Source organism: Streptomyces sp. NPDC014889 (genome assembly GCF_043081205.1).
Taxonomy (GTDB): Bacteria; Actinomycetota; Actinomycetes; order Streptomycetales; family Streptomycetaceae; genus Streptomyces.
Genome location: NZ_JBIBWH010000019.1, coordinates 1 through 24,758, shown reverse-complemented (window position 1 = coordinate 24,758; position 24,758 = coordinate 1). Strand labels below are relative to the sequence as shown.

Genomic DNA, 24,758 nt, shown 5'->3' with positions numbered 1-24,758 from the left:
GCCTCCGCGTCCCCGGGCACACGCCCAGGTCGGAGGGCATTGTCAGTGGCCGGGTGCACGATGGACTCATGGTCAGCGACGCGCACCGGGCCCTCGACGGCTTCTCCCCCGCCACCCGCGGCTGGTTCACGGGGGCGTTCTCCGCGCCCACCGCCGCCCAGGCGGGGGCGTGGCAGGCCATCGGCGAGGGCTCGGACGTGCTGGTGGTCGCCCCGACCGGCTCCGGCAAGACCCTCGCCGCCTTCCTCGCCGCGCTCGACCAGCTCGCCTCCGCCCCGCCCCCGGCCGATCCGAGGAAACGCTGCCGGGTGCTCTACGTCTCCCCGCTCAAGGCCCTGGCCGTGGACGTGGAGCGCAATCTGCGCAGCCCGCTGACCGGTATCCGCCACGAGTCGGTCCGCCTCGGACTGCCCGAGCCCGAGGTGAAGGTCGGCATCCGCTCCGGCGACACCCCGGCGGCCGAGCGCCGCGCCCTGTCCACCCGCCCGCCGGACATCCTGATCACCACGCCCGAGTCGCTGTTCCTGATGCTGACCTCGGCCACCCGGGACGCGCTCACCGGTGTGGAGACGGTGATCCTGGACGAGGTGCACGCGGTGGCCGGCACCAAGCGCGGCGCGCACCTCGCGCTGTCCCTGGAGCGTCTGGACGAGCTGCTGCCCAGGCCCGCCCGCCGCATCGGCCTGTCCGCGACGGTCCGTCCGGTCGACGAGATCGCCCGCTATCTGTCGCCCCGCCGCAAGGTGGAGATCGTCCAGCCGGAGTCCGGCAAGGAGTTCGACCTTTCGGTGGTCGTCCCCGTGGAGGACCTGGGCGAGCTGGGCGGGTCCCCCGTCGCCGACGGCGGTGACGGGGCGGAGCGGCCCTCGATCTGGCCGCATGTCGAGGAGCGGATCACCGACCTGGTGCAGGCCCACCGCTCGACGATCGTATTCGCCAACTCCCGCCGGCTCGCCGAGCGGCTGTGCAACCGGCTCAACGAGATCGCCTACGAGCGGGCGACCGGCGAGCCCCTGGACGAACACCACTCCCCCGCCGAGCTGATGGGCGGCTCCGGCGCCGCGCAGGGCGCGCCGCCGGTCATCGCCCGCGCGCACCACGGCTCGGTGTCCAAGGAGCAGCGCGCCCTGGTCGAGGAGGACCTCAAGGCGGGCCGGCTCCCCGCGGTGGTCGCCACCTCCAGCCTGGAGCTGGGCATCGACATGGGCGCCGTGGACCTCGTCGTCCAGGTCGAGTCCCCGCCGTCGGTGGCCTCCGGGCTGCAACGGGTCGGCCGGGCGGGACACCAGGTCGGCGCGGTCTCCACCGGCGTGGTCTTCCCGAAGTACCGCGGCGACCTGGTCCAGGCCGCGGTGGTCACCGAGCGGATGCGCTCCGGCGCCATCGAGTCCCTGAAGGTGCCCGCCAACCCGCTGGACGTCCTCGCCCAGCAACTCGTGGCGATGACGGCGATGGACACCTGGCAGGTGGACGATCTGCTCGCCCTGGTCCGCCGGGCGGCGCCGTTCACCTCCCTGCCGGAGTCGGCGTTCACCGCCGTGCTCGACATGCTCGCCGGCCGCTACCCGTCCGACGCGTTCGCGGAGCTGCGCCCTCGCGTGGTGTGGGACCGCGTCGCGGGCACGATCACCGGCCGCCCGGGCGCGCAGCGCCTCGCCGTCACCTCCGGGGGCACGATCCCCGACCGCGGCCTGTTCGGCGTGTTCCTCGCCGGCTCGGACCCCAAGAAGGGCGGCGGCCGGGTCGGCGAGCTGGACGAGGAGATGGTCTACGAGTCCCGCGTCGGCGACGTCTTCACACTCGGCACCAGCTCCTGGCGCATCGAGGACATCACACGCGACCGGGTCCTGGTCTCGCCCGCGCCGGGCGTGCCGGGCCGGCTGCCGTTCTGGAAGGGCGATCAGCTGGGCCGCCCGCTGGAGCTTGGCCGCGCGGTGGGCGCGTTCCTGCGCGAGGTGGGCTCCCTGCCCCAGGACGACGCCCGGCTGCGTCTGCTGGCCGCCGGCCTCGACGCGTGGGCCGCGGACAACGTCCTGTCGTACCTGGAGGAGCAGCGCGCAGCCTGCGGGCACGTGCCCGACGACCGGACGATCGTCGTGGAGCGCTTCCGCGACGAACTGGGCGACTGGCGGGTCGTGGTGCACTCCCCCTTCGGCGCCCAGGTGCACGCCCCCTGGGCGCTGGCGCTCGGGGCCCGCCTGTCCGAGCGGTACGGCATGGACGCGCAGGTCATGCACGCCGACGACGGCATCGTGCTGCGCCTGCCCGACGCCGACCTGATGGGCCTCGACCTGCTCGACCAGGAACCCATGAAGGCCGGCCTGGAGTACGACGCGGAGCAGGCGCCCGTCGGGGCCGCGGACGTCACCTTCGACAAGGGCGAGGTCGACCAGGTCGTCACCGACCAGGTCGGCGGCTCGGCCCTGTTCGCCTCCCGCTTCCGCGAGTGCGCCGCCCGCGCGCTGCTGCTGCCGCGCCGCAACCCGGGCAAGCGCACCCCGTTGTGGCAGCAGCGCCAACGCGCCGCCCAACTGCTCCAGGTGGCGAGCGAGTTCGGCTCGTTCCCGATCGTCCTTGAGGCGGTCCGCGAATGCCTCCAGGACGTCTTCGACGTGCCGGGCCTGGTGGAGCTGATGGGCGACGTCGAGTCGCGCAGGGTGCGCCTGGTCGAGGTCACCACCCCGGAACCCTCCCCCTTCGCCCGTTCGCTGCTGTTCGGGTACGTGGCCCAGTTCCTGTACGAGGGGGACTCGCCGCTCGCCGAGCGCCGCGCCGCCGCGCTGTCCCTCGACTCGCGGCTGCTGGCCGAGCTGCTGGGCCAGGCGGAGCTGCGGGAACTGCTCGACGCCGAGGTGCTGGTGGAGCTGGAGCGCGAGCTGCAGTGGCTGGCCGAGGACCGCCGGGTGAAGGACGTCGAGGGCGTCGCCGACGTCCTTCGGGTGCTCGGACCGCTCTCGGAGGCCGAGTTGGCCGAGCGGGGCGCGGAGCCCGGCTGGGCTGCGGAGCTGGCCGGGGCGCGCCGGGCCATTCGGGTCCGGATCGCCGGGGCCGATCACTGGGCCGCGATCGAGGACGCGGGCCGGCTGCGCGACGCGCTCGGCACCGCGCTGCCGGTGGGCGTCCCGGAGGCGTTCACCGAGCCGGTGAAGGACCCCCTGGGCGACCTGCTGGCGCGCTATGCCCGCACCCACGGCCCGTTCACGTCGGCGTCGGCCGCGGCCCGCTTCGGCCTGGGCGTGGCGGTCACCGAGGGCGCGCTCCAGCGGCTCGCCGCCAATGGCCGTGTCGTACAGGGTGAGTTCCATCCGGCGGGCATCGGCCAGGAGTGGTGCGACGCGACCGTGCTGCGGCGGCTGCGCCGGCGTTCGCTGGCCGCGCTGCGGCACGAGCTGGAGCCGGTGCCGCCGGCCGCGCTCGCGCAGTTCCTGCCCCAGTGGCAGCACCTCGGCAAGGGGCACGGCCTGCGCGGGATCGACGGACTGGTGCGTGCCGTCGAGCAGTTGCAGGGTGCCTCCGTGCCCGCCTCCGCGCTGGAGAAGCTGGTCCTGCCGTCCCGCGTGGCGAACTACACCCCGTCGATGCTGGACGAACTCACCGCGGCCGGCGAGGTGGTGTGGGCGGGCGCGGGCGCGCTGCCCGGAAAGGACGGCTGGGTCTCCCTGTACCTGGCGGACGCTGCCCCGCTGCTCCTGCCGCCCCCGCACCCGCTGGAGCCGACCGCGCTCCACCAGTCGGTCCTGGACGCCCTCTCGGGCGGGTACGGCCTGTTCTTCCGTCAGATCGCCGACCAGGTGCGCGCGACCACCCACCCGGAGGCCACGGATCCCCAACTGGCCGACGCGCTGTGGGACCTGGCGTGGTCCGGGCGGCTCACCAACGACACGCTCGCCCCGATGCGCTCCCTGCTGGGCTCGGGCCGCACTGCGGGTTCCACCGCGCACCGGGCCAAACGCGCGGTCCCACGCGGGCGTTACGGATCGCTGACGGCCGCCGCCCGCGCCGCGTCCCGCACCGGCCCGCCGACGGTCGCCGGCCGCTGGTCGTTGCTGCCTGTCCGCGACCCCGACCCCACCGTGCGCGCCCACGCCCTGGCCCGTACGCTCCTCGACAGGCACGGCGTGGTCACACGGGGCGCGGTGGCGGCGGAGGGCGTGGAGGGTGGCTTCTCGGCGGTGTACCGGGTCCTGTCCGCCTTCGAGGACAGCGGTCAGGCCCGGCGGGGCTACGTGGTGGAGGGCCTGGGTGCGGCGCAGTTCGCGATGGACGGCGCGGTGGACCGGCTGCGTGCGGTGGCGAACGCCCGTGAGCGGGGCGAGGGGCTGCCCGGCGCGGTCTCCGGGGCCGGCGGCCCCGACGGCTTCGGCTCATCCGGCGGCTCCCGGGCCCCCGGTGGCATCGAGGCCGGCATCGGCTCCGGCTTCCCCGCCGCCGAGCTCGGCGGGGACTTCGGCGGCGATCTCGGCGGTGACGTCGACTGGCTGGACTCCGGCCGCCCGGCGCCCGGTGACTACGTCTCACCCCGGGACCTCGCCTCCCCGGGTCACGGCGGCCCGAGGGGCGGCGGGGCGGCCTTCCCGTACGGAGGCGGCTTCGGCGACCGCCGTGCCCGTACCAACGGCACCGGGGCCCGCGGGGTCGTCCTCGCCGCCGCCGACCCCGCGAACGCCTACGGCGCCGCCCTGCCCTGGCCCGAGCCGCCGACCGGCGCGGGACACAAGCCGGGCCGCAAGGCCGGCTCCCTGGTGGTGCTCGTCGACGGCGAACTGGCGCTGTACATGGAGCGCGGCGGCAAGACGCTGCTGGCCTGGCCGGCCGACCCGGACGGCGCGGCCGGTGACGACCCGCGACTGCGCGATGCCGCCGAGGCGCTCGCCGCGGCCGCCCGCGCGGGCTCGCTGGGCACGGTGACGGTGGAGCGGGTCAACGGCGCCTCCGCGTTGACCTCGCCCCTCGGCGGCCTCCTGGAGGGAGCGGGTTTCATAGCGACTCCGCGCGGACTGCGCCTGCGCGCCTGACCCGGGTCCGGGCAGTGGTCCGAACAGCGGGAGCCACGCCGCGCCCACCCGTCCCTGGTCGCCGACCCGCGCGTGTCATCCTTGACCCATGCCCGAAGGCGACACGGTCTGGCAGACCGCGAAACGGTTGCGCGACGCCCTCGCGGGCGAGGTGCTGACCCGCAGCGACTTCCGGGTGCCGAAGTACGCCGCGGTCGACCTCACCGGCCGGACCGTCCTGGACACCGTCTCACGCGGCAAACATCTGCTCACCCGTTTCGAGGGCGGTCTGACGCTGCACTCGCATCTGCTGATGGAGGGCGCCTGGAAGGTCTACGGCGCCGGCGAGCGCTGGAAGGGCGGCCCCGGCCACCAGATCCGCGCCGTCCTCGGCACCGCCGACCGCGCAGCCGTCGGCTACCGCCTCCAGGTCCTGGAGCTGCTGCGCACCTCGGAGGACGAGCACACCGTCGCCCACCTCGGCCCGGACCTCCTCGGCCCCGACTGGGACCCCGGTCTGGCGCTGGCCAACCTCCTGGCCGACCCGGACCGCCCGCTCGGCGAGGCCCTGCTCGACCAGCGCAATCTCGCCGGCATCGGCAACGTCTACAAGAGCGAGCTGTGCTTCCTGCTCGGCGTGACCCCATGGCTGCCGGCCGGCGCCATGCCCGCCGACCGCGCCGCGATGCTGCCCGCCCTGGCGAAGAAGCTCCTGGAGGCCAACCGCGACCGCGTGGTCCGCCGGACCACAGGTCTGCGGGGCCACGACCTGTTCGTGTACGGCCGGGCGCCGCGCCCCTGTCTGCGCTGCGGCACATCCGTCCGGGTGGCCGATCAGGGCGACGGCTCGCAGGAGCGGCCCACGTACTGGTGTCCGAGCTGCCAGGCAGGCCCCGCACCGCCGCCGGGCAGCGCGCAGAAGTGGCGGGACCGCTATCACCGCGCCGGCGGTTGACCGCCCCGGTCCTTCACGGCGGGCCGGGTTCCTCGTCCGAGCGATGGGGCGGCGGTCCCGTGGTCGCGCCGAACGGCCATCTCCCGTCGGCGGAGGGCGACGCCCCGAGGGCGCCGTACGGCCACCCGCCGGAGGCGGGAAAGGGCGCTCCACCGTCAGCGGGCGCCGACGGCCCAAGCCCCTCGTCCGCCCCCGCGTCCGGCTCTTCCCGCGTCCCCTCCTCGCGCCGCTCCCCAGCCCCCTCCTTGGGCACGCAGTGCACGGGCAGCAGGCTCAGCCCCCATCCTCCGGCCGCGACGGCCCCCTCCAGCACTCCCGCATCGCCCGACAGCAGCAGCCGCAGCACCGCCCACCACCACACGGCGCCCAGCCCCAGAGCGGCCCCCCAGCGCACTATCGGCCCCGCCATCGCACCCACCATCACCTCCAGCCGACGACGGACCGCCGCGCTGGGCTCCACGATGGCGGCCCCGCCCGGCACCGGCAAACGGGCGCCGGCGAATCCAGCGGTAAACCCCCGGACAAGGTGAAGGCCCCGGCGGCGCCCCTCCAGGTTTCCCCGGAGAGGCCCCGGCCGGGGCCTCATCCACGTGTGCGCAGGTTCACGCGCGCGTGCGACAGGTCACGCGGCGACCACATCCACCGCCTCGGCGGCGGGCGCCTTGATGGTCACCCGTTCCGGTGGCACACCGGTCACCGACACGGAACCCAGCATCGGGCGAACCGGCGTGGGCACGGGCTCGGTGGCCGCGGCAGACCGGGCCAGCTCGGCGAGGGCGAGTTCGTCGCTCACTTCCCGCATGAGTTCGGACATCCGTACGTCCAGCGCGTCGCAGATGGCGGCGAGCAGCTCGGAGGAAGCCTCCTTCTGCCCCCGCTCCACCTCGGAAAGATAGCCGAGCGAGACTCGGGCGGACGAGGAGACTTCGCGCAGAGTACGGCCCTGGCGCTGGCGCTGCCGACGCAGCACGTCACCCAGCAGGCGACGGAGCAGAATCATCGGTGGCTCCCTCCTCGGACCGCGTAGCCGCATCCTTCACGCCCCACCGTACCGCCTCGCGCCGCGGCCGTGCGGGGAGCGATGTCGTGTTCACTCAGGGCTGCAAACATCAAAACCCCCCGTTCCGTTCCGTATCCTGTGCCCGCTCATTTCCGGTCTGTTCGCCCGCGATCTGCTCCAAAAGCAGTGCGAGTACCCTCCGCACACTCTCCATACGAATGTCCGCCCGGCTGCCGTTCAACCGCAGCGCGGCCGTTTTCCGGCCGTTGCCGGCGCCGGTTTCCGTCACGTGGGGCCCGTCCACGGCCACGAAAACCGTGCCGACGGGCTGTCCGTCCTGGGGGTCGGGGCCGGCGACTCCGGTGGTCGCGATGCCCCAGTCGGCGTCCAGCGCTTTCCGCACTCCGGCCGCCATCTGGGCCGCGACCTGCGGATCCACCGCTCCCCGCTCGGCCAGCAGAGTGGCATCGACGCCCAGCAGCCGGTGCTTGAGCTCGGTGGCGTAGGCGGTGACCGAGCCCCGGAACACCTTCGACGCCCCAGGCACCGCGGTGATCTCCGCCGCGACCAGGCCACCGGTCAGCGACTCGGCCACGGCGACCGTCTCGCCCCGCACCGTGAGCAGCCTCACGACGTCGGCGGCCGGCGAACTCACGCTTGCGACTCCTCCAACGCGGCACGCTGCTCCGCGATTCCCCGCCGGCGCAGCACGATGGCCTGTCTCACATAGTCGAGGCCCGTCAGCACGGTCAGCACGACCGCCGCGGCCATCACCCAGAACCTCAGCGTGGCCAGCCAGCCCGTCAGGGCCAGTACGTACATCCCGACGGCCACACCCTGCGTGAGCGTCTTGAGCTTGCCGCCGCGGCTCGCGGGGATGACGCCGTAGCGGATCACCAGGAAGCGCAGCAGCGTGATCCCCAGTTCCCGGCCGAGGATCACCCCGGTCACCCACCAGGGCAGGTCACCGAGCCCGGAGAGGCAGATCAGCGCCGCGCCCATGATCGCCTTGTCGGCGATGGGGTCGGCGATCTTCCCGAAGTCGGTGACGAGGTTGTACGTCCGTGCCAGATGGCCGTCGAACAGGTCGGTGATCATGGCGATCGCGAAGGCGGCCCAGGCCAGCGACCGCCACGCCGGGTCGTACCCGCCCTCGGCCAGCATCAGGGCCACGAAGCACGGCACGAGCAGCAGCCGGAGCATGGTCAGCAGATTGGCGACGTTCCACACGCTCGCCTGGTTCACGGCGGCGGCCGCGATCTTCCCGCTGCGCGGCGACCTGCCGGCGCCCTGCACCCGCTCGGTCTCACCCGCGGCTCCGGCCGCGTCCGTCGCACCGGAACCGGCGGGAGCGGCAGGGCGGGAACCCTGGGAGGAGCGGGAAGCGCCAGAAGCCCCGTCGGCGCCGGCGCGGCGCGAGGCCGCCCCCGCGCCCCTCCCCTGCGCGCCGGAGGAGCCGCTCGCAGCGGATGCCGGGACTCCCGTCATCTGCCCGCCTCCTCGCCCCACGCGAACGTGCCCGCCAGTGGCTCGGCCACCAGGTCGACACCTTCCGTACCGACCACCTTCGCCTCGACCATACGACCGACGTCCAGGCCCTGGCCGCCCACAAGCAGCACCTGGCCGTCCGTCTCCGGCGCCTGGTGCGCCGCCCGGCCGCGGACGCCCTCCTCGGCGTCCACGGACTCGACCAGCACGTGCACCGTCCGGCCGACGCGCTCCTCGGCTCGCTGGGAGACGAGTTCCTCGGCCAGCCGGGAGACCCGCGCCAGCCGCTCGGCGACGACGTCCTCGTCGAGCTTGTCGTCGTACGTCGCCGCCTCCGTGCCCTCCTCGTCGGAGTAGCCGAAGACGCCGATGGCGTCCAGCCGGGCACCGTTCAGGAACCGCTCCAGCTCGGCCAGGTCGGCGTCGCTCTCGCCGGGGAAGCCGACGATGAAGTTGGACCGCACGCCGGCCTCGGGGGCCTTGGCCCGAATCGTGTCGAGCAGTTCCAGGAAGCGGTCGGTGTCGCCGAAGCGGCGCATGGCGCGCAGCACGCCGGGCGCGGAGTGCTGGAACGACAGGTCGAAGTAGGGGACGACCTTCGGCGTGGAGGTCAGGACGTCGATCAGTCCGGGGCGCATCTCGGCCGGCTGGAGGTAGCTCACCCGCACCCGCTCGATGCCGTCGACCTCGGCGAGCTCGGGCAGCAGGGACTCCAGGAGGCGGATGTCGCCGAGGTCCTTGCCGTAGGAGGTGTTGTTCTCGGAGACCAGCATGATCTCCTTGACGCCCTGCTCGGCCAGCCAGCGCGTCTCGTTCAGCACGTCGCTCGGGCGGCGGGAGATGAACGAGCCGCGGAAGGACGGGATGGCGCAGAAGGAGCAGCGCCGGTCGCAGCCGGACGCGAGCTTGACCGAGGCGACCGGGGCGCCGTCCAGGCGGCGGCGCAGCGGCGCGCGCGGCCCCGAGGCCGGGGCGACGCCTTCCGGGAGGTCCGTGGGGCCGTGGCCGGGAATGGCCACGTCCGTGCCGGCGTCCTGCCGCTCGGCCGGGCTGATCGGCAGGAGCTTGCGGCGGTCGCGCGGGGTGTGCGAGGCGTGGACGCCGCCGCTCAGGATCGTCTGGAGGCGGTCGGAGATGTCGGCGTAGTCGTCGAAGCCGAGCACGCCGTCGGCCTCCGGGAGGGCCTCGGCGAGTTCCTTGCCGTACCGCTCGGCCATGCAGCCGACCGCGACCACCGCCTGCGTTCTGCCGTGGTCCTTGAGGTCGTTGGCCTCCAGGAGGGCGTCGACGGAGTCCTTCTTGGCGGCCTCCACGAAGCCACAGGTGTTGACCACGGCGACGTCCGCTTCCGCGGCGTCCTCCACGAGCTGCCAGCCGTCCGCCTCCAAACGGCCTGCGAGCTCCTCCGAGTCCACCTCGTTACGGGCGCAGCCGAGAGTGACGAGTGCGACGGTACGGCGTTCAGGCATGGGCTCAAGACTACTTTGTCTCCACGACCGCCCAAGTCGACGGGGTTGGCCGATCTTGGCCAACCCCGTACTCGCCTGTCTGTTCGGCCCTTTGTGTACGACCGCGCACCGTCCGCCGGTGCCGCGGCACTAACCGACCTGCGGGTCGCCCTTGGTGTACGTGAGGCGCTCCACGGCGCCCGGCTGGAACTGGTCCTCGATCTTCTTGCCGTTGACGTACAGCTGGATGGCGCCGGCGTCGCCGAGGATCAGGTTGATCTTGGAGCTGTCCTGGAAGGTCTTGGACTCGCCCTTCTGCAGCAGCCCGTCGAAGAGCATCCGGCCGTTGTGGTCCTTGGCGGAGATCCAGCTGCGCCCGTTGTCGGCGCTGACCTGAACGGTCACCTTGTCCTGCGGCGCGGCCGCGATGGCGCTGTCGGACGGGGCGGGCGTCGGGTCGGCGGGCTTGCTGCTCCTGGGTGTGGCCGGGGCCGAGGCGCCGGCCGTGGGCGTGGGGCCCTCGCCGATCTGCCCCTTGGCGCCGGTGTCGTCGTTGCCGCCCTTGAACGCCGTGAAGCCGACGAAGCCGATCACGACGACGATCGCCGCGACCATGGCCGCGGTCCAGTTGGGCCCGCGCCGCTCCGGGCGGATGCGTTCCGCCTCGAACAGGGGGGCGGCCGGGGTCGGGGCGGGGCGGCCGCCGTGCGCGGCGTCGAAGCGCGCGAGCAGCGGGGCCGGGTCGAGACGCACGGCCTTCGCCAGGTTGCGGATGTGGCCGCGGGCGTAGACGTCGCCGCCGCAGGGCGCGAAGTCGTCGGCCTCGATGGCGTGCACGATGGCGACGCGGACCCGGGTGGCGCTGCTGACGTCGTCGACGGTCAGCCCAGCGGCGAGTCGTGCCTCCTTCAGGGCACGGCCGACGGAGGGGCGGGCTTCCTCGGAAACGTCTTCGAAGGGACGCTCGTCTTCAGGGGAGTTGCCGATGGACACGGGGGCGCCTTTCGAGCGTGTAGCCGCCTGTGCTGGAGGTTCAGTCTAGGGAGGTGCCAAAGGGTGAAGCGACCCGGCGGTAGGACTTTGTACGCCATCGGAATGGCCGGACAATCCGATGGTGGGACAGATGTGGCGTCCAGGGTTGGACCCGCACCGGTCCTCTCGCTCAACTTGACGTACGCCCAGGCGAAACGGTTGCCCGTCGCTCGCTAACGGGTGGATCACGGTCCACGTGCCCACCCGCGGCCGGAGCGTCCGCCGGACGGCGTCTTCCTGCTACCCCTCAGACTCCCCACGAATCACGGCCAGCACTCCGTCAAGGTCGTCGGGCTTCACAAGAACGTCACGCGCCTTGGATCCCTCGCTGGGCCCGACGATGTTCCGGGACTCCATGAGGTCCATCAGCCGCCCCGCCTTGGCGAAGCCGACGCGCAGCTTGCGCTGGAGCATGGACGTCGAGCCGAACTGCGTGGAGACGACCAGCTCGGCCGCCTGGCACAGCAGGTCGAGGTCGTCGCCGATGTCCTCGTCGATCTCCTTCTTCTGCTTGGTGCCGACGGTGACGTCGTCCCGGAAGACCGGCGCCATCTGGTCCTTGCAGTGCTGTACGACCTCCTGGACCTCCGCCTCGGTCACGAACGCGCCCTGAAGACGCGTCGGCTTGCTCGCGCCCATCGGCAGGAACAGCCCGTCGCCCTTGCCGATCAGCTTCTCGGCGCCCGGCTGGTCGAGGATGACGCGCGAGTCGGCCAGCGAGGAGGTGGCGAACGCCAGCCGGGAGGGCACGTTCGCCTTGATCAGACCGGTGACCACGTCGACCGAGGGACGCTGGGTGGCGAGCACCAGGTGGATGCCGGCGGCGCGCGCGAGCTGGGTGATGCGCACGATGGCGTCCTCGACGTCCCGGGGGGCGACCATCATCAGGTCGGCCAGCTCGTCGACGATGACCAGCAGGTAGGGGTAGGGCTGCAGCTCGCGCTCGCTGCCCTCGGGCGGTTTCACCTTGCCCTCGCGCACGGCGCGGTTGAAGTCGTCGATGTGCCGGAACCCGTACGCCGCCAGGTCGTCGTACCGCAGATCCATCTCGCGCACGACCCACTGCAGGGCCTCGGCGGCCCGCTTGGGGTTGGTGATGATCGGCGTGATCAGGTGCGGGATGCCCTCGTAAGCGGTCAGCTCGACGCGCTTGGGGTCGACCAGGATCATCCGGACGTCCTCGGGGGTCGCCCGCATCATGATCGACGTGATCAGGCAGTTGATGCAGGACGACTTGCCGGAGCCGGTGGCGCCGGCGACGAGCATGTGCGGCATCTTCGCCAGCGAGTGCATGACGTAGCCGCCCTCGACGTCCTTGCCGAAGGCGACCAGCATCGGGTCGTCGTCCTCGGCGGACTCGGCGAGCCGCAGCACGTCCCCGAGGTTCACCATCTCCCGGTCGGTGTTGGGGATCTCGATGCCGACCGCGGACTTGCCGGGGATCGGGCTGATGATCCGCACGTCCGGACTGGCGACCGCGTACGCGATGTTCTTGGTCAGCGCGGTGATGCGCTCGACCTTCACGGCGGGCCCGAGTTCGACCTCGTAGCGGGTGACCGTCGGGCCGCGGGTGAACCCGGTGACGCTCGCGTCGACCTTGAACTCGGTGAAGACGTTGGTCAGCGCGGCGGCGATGGCGTCGTTGGCCGCGCTGCGCGCCTTGCCGGGCCCGCCCCGCTCCAGCAGGTCGAGGGAGGGCAGGGAGTAGGTGATGTCCCCGGAGAGCTGGAGCTGCTCGGCGCGCGCCGGCAGGTCGCGGGTCTGGGGCGGCGGGGTCTTCGTGAGGTCGGGGACCCCGGACTGCTTCCGGCCGGCGGGCCGCTGGGCCGGCGGCTCCTGCGCGGACCGCCCGCTCCGGCCGTCCTGTCCGGGGCGTGCGGCGGGCACGGGCGTCGGGGTGGTGCTCTCGCCGCGGTCGCCCACGCCCACGCCGTGGGTGAGGTCCGCGACGATCGGCGAGGGCGGCATGCCGTGCAGCACCGCGCCGTCGAGTGCGGCGGCCGCAGCGGCGGCGACGTCCACGGCGTCCATCTGCCGCTGCGAGTCCGGCTGCGGCACCGCCGAGCGACGCGGACGCGAACGCCGCCTGGTCAGGGCCTCCTGCTCCGCTGCGTCGGGGTCGTAGTCCTGCTCGGGGGCGCTCGGGCGCTTGCGGGAGCGCGCCGGCAGCACCTCGCGCCACTGCTCCTCGTAGCGCTCGTCGTCGTCGCCGTACTCCTCGGCCTCCGGGTCGTGCACGATGCCGAGCCGCACCCCGAGCAGCCGCAGCCGCTGCGGGATCGCGTTGACCGGGGTGGCGGTGACGACCAGCAGGCCGAACACCGTGAGCAGCACGAGCAGCGGTACGGCGAGCACCTCGCCCACCGCGTACGTCAGCGGGGTCGCCGCGCCCCAGCCGATGAGCCCGCCGGCGTCCCTTATCTCCTGCATGCCGTCGCTGCGGGCGGGCGAGCCGCAGGCGATGTGGACCTGCCCCAGCACGCCGATCACCAGGGCGGAAAGGCCGATGACGATCCGTCCGTTGGCCTCGGGCTTCTCGGGATGCCGGATGAAGCGGACGGCGATGACCGCGATCAGGATCGGCACCAGCAGGTCCAGCCGGCCGAAGGCGCCGGTCACCAGGATCTCGACCAGGTCGCCCACGGGCCCGCGCAGATCGGCCCAGGTGCCGGCGGCGACGATCAGGGCGACGGCGAGCAGCAGCAGCGCGACGCCGTCCTTGCGGTGCGCGGGGTGGAGGTTCCTGGCGCCCTGTCCGACTCCGCGGAAGACGGCGCCGACGGCGTGCGCGAGTCCGAGCCAGAGGGCGCGCACAACCCGGTACACGCCTCCCGTCGGGCTGGGCGCCGGCCGGGGCGCGGCCTTGCCCGCGGCCTTCTTGGCCGGCGCCTTCCTGGCCGGGGCCTTCTTCGCGGCGGCCTTCTTCGCCGGAGCCGCCCCGGAAGCGGGAGCCTTCTTCGCGGGCTGCTTCTTGGCTGCGGAGGGACGTGAGGCCATGGGTGTGAGGTTACCGGGGGAGACGACGGCGGACACGTGCGCCCGCTGCTTCACCCGTTCGTGTCGTGTCCGGAGAGGAGCCGGGCTGACACGCCCTCAAGAGCTGTACATCGCGGCCGGCCTGGCCCGATCCCGCCGCTCGCCGAGCGGGCAGGGCCCCGCGCTCCGGGTGCGGACTCAGCCCTGCGAAGGCAGCGACGACGCGCTCCCCGTGCCCGGCTCCAGCGCGTCCAGGGCGCGTCGCAGGCCCGTCAGCTTGCGCTCCAGATGCGCTGCCGTGGCGACCGCCGCCGCGTCGGCGGACTCGTCGTCCAGCTGCTTGGACAGCGCCTCCGCCTGCTCCTCGACCGCGGCGAGACGGGCGGAGAGTTCGGCGAGCAGACCGGCCGATTCCCTGCCGTCGCCCACCGCTCCCTTGCCGCCGCCCTCCAACTGGAGCCGCAGCAGGGCCGCCTGCTCCTTGAGCTGGCAGTTCTTCATGTACAGGTCCACGAAGACCGAGACCTTCGCGCGCAGCACCCACGGGTCGAACGGCTTGGAGATGTAGTCCACCGCGCCCGCCGCATAGCCGCGGAAGGTGTGATGGGGGCCGTGGTTGATCGCGGTGAGGAAGATGATCGGGATGTCCCGGGTCCTCTCCCGCCGCTTGATGTGCGCGGCCGTCTCGAAGCCGTCCATGCCCGGCATCTGGACGTCCAGCAGAATCACCGCGAAGTCGTCCGTGAGCAGTGCTTTGAGCGCTTCCTCCCCGGACGATGCCCGCACCAGCGTCTGATCGAGCGCGGAGAGGATGGCCTCCAGCGCCAGCAGATTCTCCGGCCGGTCATCGACCAGGAGGATCTTGGCCTTCTGCACCATGGCCCGCCCTCCTCGCCCCGGCTTGGGGCCGCCCCTGTCCGCAGGTACCGGGGAGGCACCGGCGGGTGCCGCCCCAGGGGACGACGCCCTTGCGCCGCCCGTCCTTGTGCCGGTCATCGTAGCCGCACCCCGCCCGTCGCCACACCCTGTCACCGTGATGTCACTGTGCACCTGGCAGAAACGCCGCGGGAGACCAGAAGGTTCCCCGGATTCCGCACTTCTACACGGCTCCGGGGCCTTCGAGCCGACAACGTCCCGCGCCCCGCGAACGTTCCGGTCACCGCCGTCCCCGTCACTCCCCGCTCATCCACTGCGCCATCACGGTCAGCAGGTGATCGGGGTCGACGGGCTTGGTCACGTAGTCGGAGGCGCCCGACTCGATCGCCTTCTCCCGGTCGCCCTTCATCGCCTTCGCGGTCAGCGCGATGATCGGCAGCCCGGCGAACTGCGGCATCCGCCGGATCGCCGTGGTCGTCGCATAACCGTCCATCTCCGGCATCATGATGTCCATCAGGACGACCGCCACGTCGTCGTGCTGCTCCAGCACCTCGATGCCCTCGCGGCCGTTCTCGGCGTACAGCACGGACAGGCCGTGCTGCTCCAGGACGCTGGTCAGGGCGAAGACGTTGCGGATGTCGTCGTCGACGATGAGCACCTTCTCGCCGCCGAAGCGGATGTCGCGGTGCCCCTGCGGGACGGACTCCGGCTCCGCCGGGCCCGACGACGCCACCACCCACTGCTCCTGGAGCGGCTGCCCGTGCTGCGCCGGCCTGGGCTCGGTGGACGGCAGGGCCCTGCGGCGGCGCCGGAAGAGCGCGGCGGGACCGTTCTGCGTCTCCTGGTACGACTTCACCTCGGCCGGCGTCTCGACTTGCTCGGCGGCCTGCCCGGACGCATCCGGCCCGGGGACGGCGACCAGGTGGCCGGCGTCCAGCACGGAACCGGGCTGCTGGTAGCCCTGCGGCGGCAGCTCCCCCGGGTGCAGCGGCAGGTACAGGGTGAACGTCGAGCCACGGCCCGGCTCGCTCTGGGCGTGGATCTCGCCACCGAGCAGTTGCGCGATCTCCCGCGAGATGGACAGCCCGAGCCCGGTACCGCCGTACTTGCGGCTGGTGGTGCCGTCGGCCTGCTTGAACGCCTCGAAGATCACCCGCATCTTGCTGGCCGCGATGCCGATGCCGGTGTCCGTGACGGAGAAGGCGATCATCGGCGCGTCCGGGTCGGCCAGCGAGCCGGCCTCCAGCAACTGCTCGCGGATCGGCTGCGGAACATCGTCCCGGGCGGGACGGATGACCAGCTCCACCGATCCGGAGTCGGTGAACTTCACCGCGTTGGACAGCAGGTTGCGCAGCACCTGGAGCAGCCGCTGCTCGTCGGTGTGCAGCGTCGCGGGCAGCTCCGGCGACACCCGTACGGACAGGTCGAGGCCCTTCTCCGCGGTCAGCGGACGGAAGGTCGCCTCAACATAGTCGATGAGCTGGACGAGCGCGATGCGCGTCGGCGAGACGTCCATCTTGCCCGCCTCGACCTTCGACAGGTCCAGGATGTCGTTGATCAGCTGGAGCAGGTCGGAGCCCGCGCCGTGGATCGTCTCGGCGAACTCGACCTGCTTCGGGGACAGGTTGCCCTCGGCGTTGTCGGCGAGCAGTTTGGCCAGAATCAGCAGGGAGTTGAGCGGCGTACGCAGCTCGTGCGACATGTTGGCCAGGAACTCGCTGCGGTACCGCATGGAGACCGCGAGCTGCTCGGCACGCTCCTCGAGGACCTGCCGGGCCTCCTCGATCTCGGAGTTCTTCGCCTCGATGTCGCGGTTCTGCTGGGCCAGCAGCTCGGCCTTCTCCTCCAGTTCGGCGTTGGACGCCTGGAGCGCCTTCTGCCGCTGCTCCAACTCCTCCGACCTCAGGCGCAGTTGCTCGGTCAGCTCCTGGGACTGCTTCAGCAGCTGCTCGGTCTTGGTGTTGACGGAGATGGTGTTGACGCTGGTGGCGATCATCTCCGCGATCTGGTTCAGGAAGTCCTTCTGGATGTGCGTGAACGGCGTGAACGAAGCCAGTTCGATGACACCGAGCACCGTCCCCTCGAACAGCACCGGCAGCACGATCACCTGCGCGGGCGGCGCCTCGCCGAGCCCGGAGGAGATCTTCAGATAGCCGCTGGGCGCGTTGTCGACGAGGATGGTGCGCCTCTCCTGCGCGGCCGTCCCGATCAGCGCCTCGCCCGGCCGGAACGACGTCGGCATGGAGCCCAGCGAGTAGCCGTACGAACCCAGCATCCGCAGCTCGTAGGAGTCGTCGCCCTCGCTCACCGGGTCCGTGTCGTCGGCGAGCGGCATGGCGACGAAGAACGCACCGTGCTGTGCCGAGACCACCGGCGTCAGCTCGCTCATGATCAGCGAGGCCACGTCCTGGAGGTCGCGGCGGCCCTGCATCAGCGCCGAGATGCGGGCGAGATTGCCCTTGAGCCAGTCCTGCTCCTTGTTGGCGATCGTGGTGTCGCGCAGGTTGGCGATCATCTTGTTGATGTAGTCCTGGAGCTCCTGGATCTCGCCGGAGGCGTCGACGTCGATCTTCAGGTTCAGATCGCCGCGGGTGACCGCGGTCGCCACGCGCGCGATGGCACGCACCTGCCGGGTGAGGTTCCCGGCCATCTCGTTCACGGACTCGGTCAGGTCCCGCCAGGTGCCGTCGACGTCGCGCACGCGCGCCTGGCCGCCGAGCTGCCCCTCTGTGCCCACCTCGCGGGCCACCCTGGTGACCTCCTCGGCGAACGACGACAGCTGGTCGACCATCGTGTTGATGGTCGTCTTCAGCTCCAGGATCTCCCCGCGCGCGTCGATGTCGATCTTCTTGGTCAGATCGCCCTTGGCGATGGCGGTGGTGACCATGGCGATGTTGCGCACCTGACCGGTCAGGTTGGACGCCATCTGGTTCACGGACTCGGTGAGGTCCTTCCAGGTGCCGGCGACCCCGGGGACGTACGCCTGGCCGCCGAGGATGCCGTCCGTGCCCACCTCACGGGCCACCTTGGTGACCTGGTCGGCGAACGAACTCAGCGTCTTCACCATGGTGTTGAACGTGTCCGCGAGCTGCGCGACCTCACCGCGCGCCTCGATGGTCACCGTCCGCGTCAGATCGCCGTTGGCGACCGCGGCCGCGACCTGGGAGATGTTGCGCACCTGCATGGTCAGGTTGTTGGCCATCAGGTTGACGTTGTCGTTGAGGTCCTTCCAGATGCCCACGACCCCGGGCACGTGCGCCTGACCGCCGAGGATGCCCTCGGTGCCCACCTCACGGGCCACCCGCGTGACCTGCTCGGCGAACGACGACAGCTGGTCCACCATCGTGTTGACGGTGGTGACGAGCTCGAGGATCTCGCCCTTGGCGTCGACGGTGATCTTCTTCGAAAGGTCGCCCTTGGCGACCGCGGTCGTGACCTCGGCGATGTTGCGCACCTGAATGGTCAGGTTGTTCGCCATGAAGTTCACGGACTGGGTGAGGTCCTTCCAGGTGCCGGAGACTCCCTGGACCTCGGCCTGACCACCGAGGATGCCCTCCGTACCCACCTCACGGGCCACACGGGTGACCTCCTGGGCGAACGAGGAGAGCTGGTCCACCATCGTGTTGAGGGTGTTCTTCAGCTCCAGGATCTCCCCGCGCGCGTCCACGGTGATCTTCTGCGAGAGATCACCGCGGGCCACCGCGGTGGCGACCTGCGCGATGTTGCGCACCTGGGCGGTGAGATTGCCGGCCATGCCGTTCACGGAGTCCGTGAGGTCCCGCCACACACCGGCGACGCCGGGAACCTGCGCCTGACCGCCCAGGCGGCCCTCCGTGCCCACCTCACGGGCGACCCGGGTGACCTGGTCGGCGAAGGCGGAGAGCTGGTCCACCATCGTGTTGATGGTGTTCTTCAGCTCCAGGATCTCCCCGCGCGCGTCGACGTCGATCTTCTGCGAGAGGTCGCCGCGCGCCACGGCCGTCGTCACCTGGGCGATCTGCCGCACCTGGGAGGTGAGGTTGCCGGCCATGAAGTTGACGGAGTCGGTGAGCTCCTTCCAGGTGCCGGACACACCGTCCACACGGGCCTGACCGCCCAGGCGGCCCTCCGTGCCCACGTCCCGGGCCATCCGGGTCACCTGGTCCGCGAACGACGACAGCTGGTCCACCATCGTGTTCACGGTGTTCTTCAGCTGGAGCATCTCGCCGGAGACGTCCACGGTGACCTTCTGCGACAGATCACCGTTCGCCACGGCCGTCGTCACCTGGGCGATGTTCCTCACCTGACCGGTGAGGTTGCGGAACGCGGTGTTGACGGAGTCGGTGAGGTCCTTCCAGGTCCCCGCCGCGCCCGCCACCTGCGCCTGACCGCCCAGCTCGCCCTCGACCCCGATCTCCCTCGCCACCCGCGTGACCTCGGCGCCGAAGGACGAGAGCTGGTCCACCATGCCGTTGACGGTGTTCTTCAGTTCCAGCATCTCGCCGGCCACGTCCACGGTGACCTTCTGCGACAGATCACCGCTGGCCACGGCCGTCGTCACGGTGGCGATGTCCCTCACCTGCGTGGTGAGGTTCCGGAACACCGTGTTGACGGAGTCGGTGAGGTCCTTCCAGGTGCCGGCCACCCCCGGCACGTTCGCCTGCCCGCCCAGGCGGCCCTCGGCGCCGACCTCGTTGGCCACCCGTGTGACCTCGTCCGCGAAGATGCGCAGCGTCTCGGTCATCTGGTTGATCGTGTCCGCGAGCTGCGCGACCTCGCCACGCGCCGGCACGGTAACCTTCTGCGACAGATCGCCGTTCGCCACGGCGGTGGTGACCTGGGCGATCCCGCGCACCTGCGCCGTCAGATTGCCGGCCATCAGGTTCACCGAGTCGGTGAGTTCCTTCCATGTGCCGTCGACCCCCGGCACATGCGCCTGACCACCGAGAATGCCGTCCGTGCCCACCTCACGGGCGACCCGCGTCACCTCGGAGGAGAACGCGGAGAGCTGGTCCACCATCGTGTTGACGGTGTTCTTCAGCTCCAGCATCTCGCCGGCGACGTGGACGGTCACCTTCCGCGACAGATCGCCCTTGGCCACCGCCGTCGTGACCAGCGCGATGTCGCGCACCTGGGCCGTCAGCCGGGACGCCATGGTGTTGACGGAGTCGGTGAGGTCCTTCCACGAGCCGGACAGACCGCGCACCCGGGCCTGACCGCCCAGCTTGCCCTCCGTGCCCACCTCGCTGGCCACCCGCGTGACCTCGTCGGTGAACGTCGACAACTGGTCGACCAGGTTGTTGACGGTCCGCCCGACCTTCAGGAACTCACCGCGCAGCGGATGCCCGGCCCCCTCCGGCGCCTGCGAACGCAGTTCCATGCGCGGCGACAGATCGCCCTCGGCGACCGCGGAGAGGACCCGGCCGACCTCCGAGACGGGCCGTACGAGATCGTCGACGAGCGCGTTGGAATGGTCGATCGCGGTCGCCCAGGAGCCTTCGCAGGCGCCCGTCTCCAGCCGCTCGGTGAGCTTTCCCTCACGCCCCACCATGCGCCGCACCCGCGACAACTCGCCCGTCAGGTGCAGATTGCGGTCGGCCACCTCGTTGAAGACAGCCGCGATCTCCGACATCACGCCGTCGCCGGGCACCGTGAGCCGCCTGCGGAAATTCCCGTCGCGCATCGACACCAGGGCGGCCAGCAGTCGGTTCAGGGAAGCCGTGTCCACCTCGGTGGTCCCGCCACGCGCCATGCGCCGGTTCTTGGGGGACTGTCCGCCTTTCGCGCGCGTCTTCGTGCCCCGCGTCGCTGCGCCAGACTCCACTGTGTCCCTCCCGCAGGGGTCGACCGTTACCGCTGTACTGCGGTACGCCGGCTCGGCGTACCGGTTACTACTGCGTATTCCTGTCCGATGTAATCAGCCCACAGAGAGAGCCTCCGCTCTGGGTGCAGAGAGCACACTCAGCCTGCCCGGACGTTCACCACAAGCCTGCCCAGTGTTTCACCCCGGCCGAACCAGGCCATAACAGTTCGGCAGCTTCGCACACCCTCCGCACACCCTCGGGGCGGAAACACTGGCGACCGGCATCCGCGTGGACGGCGAAGGTAAGTAACCTTGCATGGGGCTGTCCAGCCGCACCGGTCCGTCCGGCCTGGGCGGTGGCACGGAACGAGCGGGCATCGGAGGGCGGCCGCAGACATGACCACCGGAGTGATCCCCGGGGGACCTACCCCGGAGCCACAACCGAACGGACCGCAGCTGCCGGAACAGCGGCGCGAGCCCATCGGCCACCAAGGTCTGCACGTCGACAACCGGACGAGGAGTTCTGTGATCACCGCGCGCGCGGCCGCCAGCTTCGATCCCCTGGGCCGATCGGTGGCGACCGCCCGGTCCTTCGTCCGCGACACCCTCCAGGGGTGGGGCTTCGGAGACATCGTCGACGACGCGGTGGTCCTCACGAGCGAACTGGTCACCAACGCCGTCGTCCACGCGGGAACAGCGGCCGACGTGCTGTGCCTGCGCAGCGACGACGGGGTGCGCATCGAGGTGTCCGACCGCTACCCCGAGCGCGAGCTCCCGGTGCAGAGCTCGGCGATCAACATGGGCAGCCCCGACCGCGAGGGCGGCCGCGGCCTGCAGCTGTGCGCGGCCCTGGCCGGCCGCTGGGGCGTGGAGTACTCGCCGACGCACAAGAAGGTCTGGTTCCAACTCGACCTGCCCGAGCGCCCCGTCGGCACCCGCACCGCCGGCCCCTGCCTGCCCGCCGACCTCCTCCCCCTCGCCGACGGCCGGGTCCGCGTGGCCGTCGTCCAGATCGAACGCGGCGGCTCCATCACCGCCTGGAACGAGGACGCCGAGGAACTGTTCGGGTACGCCGCCAAGCAGGTCACCGGCAAGCCGCTCACCGACCTCGCCGCCTGGCCCCACACCCCCGGCACCAGCACCGGCATCGCCGAGGCGCTCCAACTCTCCCGCTGGGAAGGCAGCTACGGCGTCCGCGGCGCCCACGGCCGCGTCATCCCCGTCTACGCCTCCCACCTCCGCGTCCGCGACACCGACGGCGAGCCCTCCACGGTCTGCCTCCTCGTACGCGACCACGAACGGGCCGTGCTCCAGACCCCGTTGCGCCTCCCGGCGACCTCCGACACGGGAAGCACCCCCGACGGCCCCAGCGCCGACCCCTTCGAGGTCTTCATCGGCTCCCCCGCCCCCGACGACCTCGACGGCCTGCTGCAGCGCACCGTGGAACGCGCCCGCGACATGCTCGACGGCGACGCCGCCTTCCTCCTGCTGGCCACCGACGACGAGACGGAGCTGGAGGTCCGCGCGTCCACCGGACTGCCCTCCGCGCGCCAGCGCTTCGCCCGCGTCCCCGTCGAGGCGGGCCCCGGCCGCTACGGCTCCGCCCGGATGCCCGCCGTCCACGACGACCTCGCCGCAGTCCCCGGCGCCGTCCCCCTCCTCAACAGCACCGGCATGCGCTCGGTCGTCACCGTCCCGCTGAAGGTCGAGGGCCGCCTCACCGGCTCCCTCGGCGTCGCCGCGGAGGCGCCGGGCCGGTACTCCAACGAGGAGGCGCTGCGCCTGCAGTTCGCCGCCGACCGCATCGCCCTGGCCGTCGAGTCGGCCCGCCTGGGCGAGCTGGAACGGCTGCGCCGCGGCTCCCTCAGCTTCCTCGTCGAGGCCTCCGACCTGCTGGCCGGCACCCTGGACCGCGACCAGACCCTCGCCCTGATGGCGCAGATGACGGTCCCGACCCTGGCCACCTGGTGCGCCGTCTACACGATCGCCGACCAGGCCTCCGATCCCTACCTGTCCTACGTCCTGCACGAGGACGAGGAACTGATCGACGGCATCAAGTCCCTGCTGTCCAAGATCGCCCCGCCGGACCCGGTGCCCACGCCCGGAGCGCGCGTGTGGACCGCCCCCGGCGAGGCGGCCCACCAGGCGGCCCTGCGCAGCTCCATGCGCAGCCTCAGCCTGGGCGACTCCCACCACCGGATCGGTACGACCATCGGACCGACGCTCGCCACGGCCTCCGCGGTCGGCGGCGAGACGGTCGTCCTGCCGCTGGTCGCCCGCAACCGCGTCATCGGCATGCTCACCCTCGGCAAGCCCGCCGACGAACACTTCCGCCAGGAGATCCTGGAGCTGGCCGAGGACCTGAGCCGCCGGGCCGCCCTCGCCCTGGACAACGCCCGCCTGTACTCGGAGCGCACGGCCATCAGCCAGTCCCTCCAGCGCAGCCTCCTGCCGCCGGGGCTCCCGGACGTCGAGGGCGTGGAGGTCGAGGTCATCTACCGCGCGGCCGGCGAGGGCAACGAGGTCGGCGGCGACTTCTACGACCTCTTCCCCATCCGCGACGGCGCCTACGGCTTCGCCATCGGCGACGTCTGCGGTACGGGCCCCGAGGCGGCCGCGGTGACCGGCCTGGCCCGGCACGCGCTCAGGCTGCTGGCCCGCGAGGGCTTCGGCGGCCCGGCGGTGCTGGAGCGCCTGAACTCCGCGATCCTCGACGAGGGCGCCCGCAGCCGCTTCCTCACGCTCCTGTACGGCGAGCTGTGGCCGCAGGAGGACGGCAGCGCCCGGCTGAAGGTGGTCTGCGCCGGCCATCCGCTGCCGCTGCGCCTGCGCCAGGACGGCACGGTGGAGCCGGCCGCCGACCCCCAGCCGCTGCTCGGCGTCATGGAGGACCTGGAGCTGTACGAGCAGACGGTCACGCTGGACCCGGGTGACGTGCTGCTGTGCGTCACGGACGGCGTCACGGAGCGCCGTGAGGGCTCCCGGATGCTGGGCGACGACGGTCTCGCGGACGTCCTCACCACCTGTACGGGCCTGACGGCCGGTGCGGTGGCGGCCCGCATCATGCGCGCCGTGGAGCGCTTCGCCACGGACGCCCCGTCCGACGACATGGCGATCCTGGCGATGCGGGTGCCGGGCCTGCCGCAGTAGGGCGCCGCAGGGCATGAAAAAGGCCCTCACCCGAAAGGGTGAGGGCCTTTTTCTTTGGAGCCCCCAAACGGAATCGAACCGTTGACCTTCTCCTTACCATGGAGACGCTCTGCCGACTGAGCTATGGGGGCCGGTCGCCTTTTCGGAGTTTCCCCCGCGGCAACGGAATAGATCATACCCCGAACAGGGCCGTGCTCCCAACCACGATCGGCCCGCCGAGCGCGTTGCACACCGAGACGATCCGATGCATCTCCCGGCGCGTCAACGAGGCGTCCACGGGCAGCGCCAGCGTCTCCTCGGCGGCCCTCTCGGTCTCCGGAAGGGACACGCACCGACGGTACTCCGGCAGCCGGTGCACGGGGGTCTTCACGGGCACCCGGCAGTCAACTCCCCTGGCGCGTATGGCGCGTGCGTAGGCGTCACGGTCCGGCCGGCCGTTCCCGGGCACCCGTACCACGTACTGCTGATAGGTGTGCCCGTCACCGCCGTCGGGTGTCCGCACGCCCCGCAGCCTGGTGTCGAGATAGGCGGCACGCTCCCTGCGCTGCGCCGTCTCGTCGTACGGCACCTCGGACTCGCCCTGCTCCAGCACCAGCAGCCCGTGCCGCCGGCCCAGCGCGTGCAGCCGCCCCATGTCGGCGGACCGTCCGAAGCGGTGCACGGCGACCACGGCCGCCGTGCGCGCGGTCAGTGCCTGTTCGACGGCGGAGGCGTCGAGGCAGTACGTCGCCGGGTCTATGTCGGCGAACACCGGCAGGGCGCCCACCTGTGTCACGGCCTCGGCGACCTCCAGGTTGCCGAACGCCGGCACGACGACCTCGTCACCGACTCCGACGCCGGCGGCCCTGAGCAGAGCAGCAATACCCATGAGGCGGATGCTGGTTGGGCAACATGAACGTCAAGTGACGGAAAACAAAAAAGGGTTGGACCCGGAACCGAAGTTCGGGGTCCAACCCTCTCAAAATTTGTTCGGCGGTGTCCTACTCTCCCACAGGGTCCCCCCTGCAGTACCATCGGCGCTGTGAGGCTTAGCTTCCGGGTTCGGAATGTAACCGGG

Annotated in this window: 13 protein-coding genes, 1 tRNA gene and 1 rRNA gene; 3 read left to right on the top strand and 12 right to left on the bottom strand. The window is 71.7% G+C overall.

The window, feature by feature from the left end; genetic code table 11:
- Positions 1-68 precede the first annotated feature (68 nt).
- Positions 69-5,015, top strand: coding sequence for an ATP-dependent helicase (locus ACF09J_RS30830; protein WP_392308740.1), 4,947 nt, complete (start codon positions 69-71; stop codon positions 5,013-5,015).
- An 88-nt stretch (positions 5,016-5,103) separates the two neighbouring features.
- A complete protein-coding gene (locus ACF09J_RS30825) occupies positions 5,104-5,949 on the top strand; it encodes an Fpg/Nei family DNA glycosylase (RefSeq protein WP_392308739.1) in 846 nt (281 codons plus the stop codon).
- A 13-nt stretch (positions 5,950-5,962) separates the two neighbouring features.
- Here the strand turns inward: ACF09J_RS30825 and ACF09J_RS30820 are convergent, their stop codons facing one another.
- The 9 genes from ACF09J_RS30820 to ACF09J_RS30780 all read right to left on the bottom strand — a co-directional run bounded on the left by ACF09J_RS30820 (position 5,963) and on the right by ACF09J_RS30780 (position 20,572).
- Positions 5,963-6,358: a hypothetical protein gene (locus ACF09J_RS30820; protein ID WP_392308738.1), complete on the bottom strand. Its 396-nt coding sequence runs from the start codon at positions 6,356-6,358 to the stop codon at positions 5,963-5,965.
- 213 nt (positions 6,359-6,571) lie between these two features.
- A complete protein-coding gene (locus ACF09J_RS30815; RefSeq protein ID WP_225075959.1) occupies positions 6,572-6,949 on the bottom strand; it encodes a helix-turn-helix domain-containing protein in 378 nt (125 codons plus the stop codon).
- 109 nt (positions 6,950-7,058) lie between these two features.
- Positions 7,059-7,604 carry a CinA family protein gene (locus tag ACF09J_RS30810; protein ID WP_392308737.1) on the bottom strand — a complete coding sequence of 182 codons (546 nt, stop codon included), beginning with the start codon at positions 7,602-7,604 and terminating at the stop codon, positions 7,059-7,061.
- Complete coding sequence (gene pgsA, locus ACF09J_RS30805) at positions 7,601-8,437, bottom strand: CDP-diacylglycerol--glycerol-3-phosphate 3-phosphatidyltransferase (protein WP_392308736.1); 837 nt, start codon at positions 8,435-8,437, stop codon at positions 7,601-7,603. The genes ACF09J_RS30810 and pgsA overlap by 4 nt, the downstream gene beginning before the upstream one ends.
- Positions 8,434-9,906: a 30S ribosomal protein S12 methylthiotransferase RimO gene (rimO, locus tag ACF09J_RS30800; RefSeq protein ID WP_392308735.1), complete on the bottom strand. Its 1,473-nt coding sequence runs from the start codon at positions 9,904-9,906 to the stop codon at positions 8,434-8,436. The genes pgsA and rimO overlap by 4 nt, the downstream gene beginning before the upstream one ends.
- Positions 9,907-10,035: 129 nt before the next feature.
- On the bottom strand, positions 10,036-10,878 hold the full coding sequence (locus ACF09J_RS30795) for a helix-turn-helix domain-containing protein (RefSeq protein WP_392308734.1): 843 nt from the start codon (positions 10,876-10,878) through the stop codon (positions 10,036-10,038).
- A gap of 279 nt (positions 10,879-11,157) precedes the next feature.
- Positions 11,158-13,914: a DNA translocase FtsK gene (locus tag ACF09J_RS30790; protein ID WP_392308733.1), complete on the bottom strand. Its 2,757-nt coding sequence runs from the start codon at positions 13,912-13,914 to the stop codon at positions 11,158-11,160.
- Positions 13,915-14,091: 177 nt separating this feature from the next.
- Complete coding sequence (locus ACF09J_RS30785) at positions 14,092-14,772, bottom strand: two-component system response regulator (RefSeq protein WP_392308732.1); 681 nt, start codon at positions 14,770-14,772, stop codon at positions 14,092-14,094.
- 292 nt (positions 14,773-15,064) lie between these two features.
- Positions 15,065-20,572, bottom strand: a complete 5,508-nt coding sequence (locus ACF09J_RS30780) for a HAMP domain-containing protein (RefSeq protein ID WP_392308731.1) — start codon at positions 20,570-20,572, stop codon at positions 15,065-15,067.
- A gap of 375 nt (positions 20,573-20,947) precedes the next feature.
- Between ACF09J_RS30780 and ACF09J_RS30775 the strand changes: the two genes are divergently transcribed.
- Positions 20,948-23,701, top strand: a complete 2,754-nt coding sequence (locus ACF09J_RS30775; RefSeq protein WP_392308730.1) for a SpoIIE family protein phosphatase — start codon at positions 20,948-20,950, stop codon at positions 23,699-23,701.
- Positions 23,702-23,756: 55 nt separating this feature from the next.
- On the opposite strand, the gene ACF09J_RS30770 is transcribed toward ACF09J_RS30775, so the two are convergent.
- The 3 genes from ACF09J_RS30770 to rrf form a co-directional block, all read right to left on the bottom strand.
- Positions 23,757-23,832, bottom strand: a tRNA-Thr gene (locus tag ACF09J_RS30770).
- 41 nt (positions 23,833-23,873) lie between these two features.
- Positions 23,874-24,554 (bottom strand): DegT/DnrJ/EryC1/StrS family aminotransferase, encoded by a 681-nt coding sequence (locus ACF09J_RS30765; RefSeq protein WP_392308834.1) that lies wholly within the window; start codon positions 24,552-24,554, stop codon positions 23,874-23,876.
- 114 nt (positions 24,555-24,668) lie between these two features.
- Positions 24,669-24,758, bottom strand: a 5S ribosomal RNA gene (gene rrf, locus ACF09J_RS30760); the annotation flags it as partial.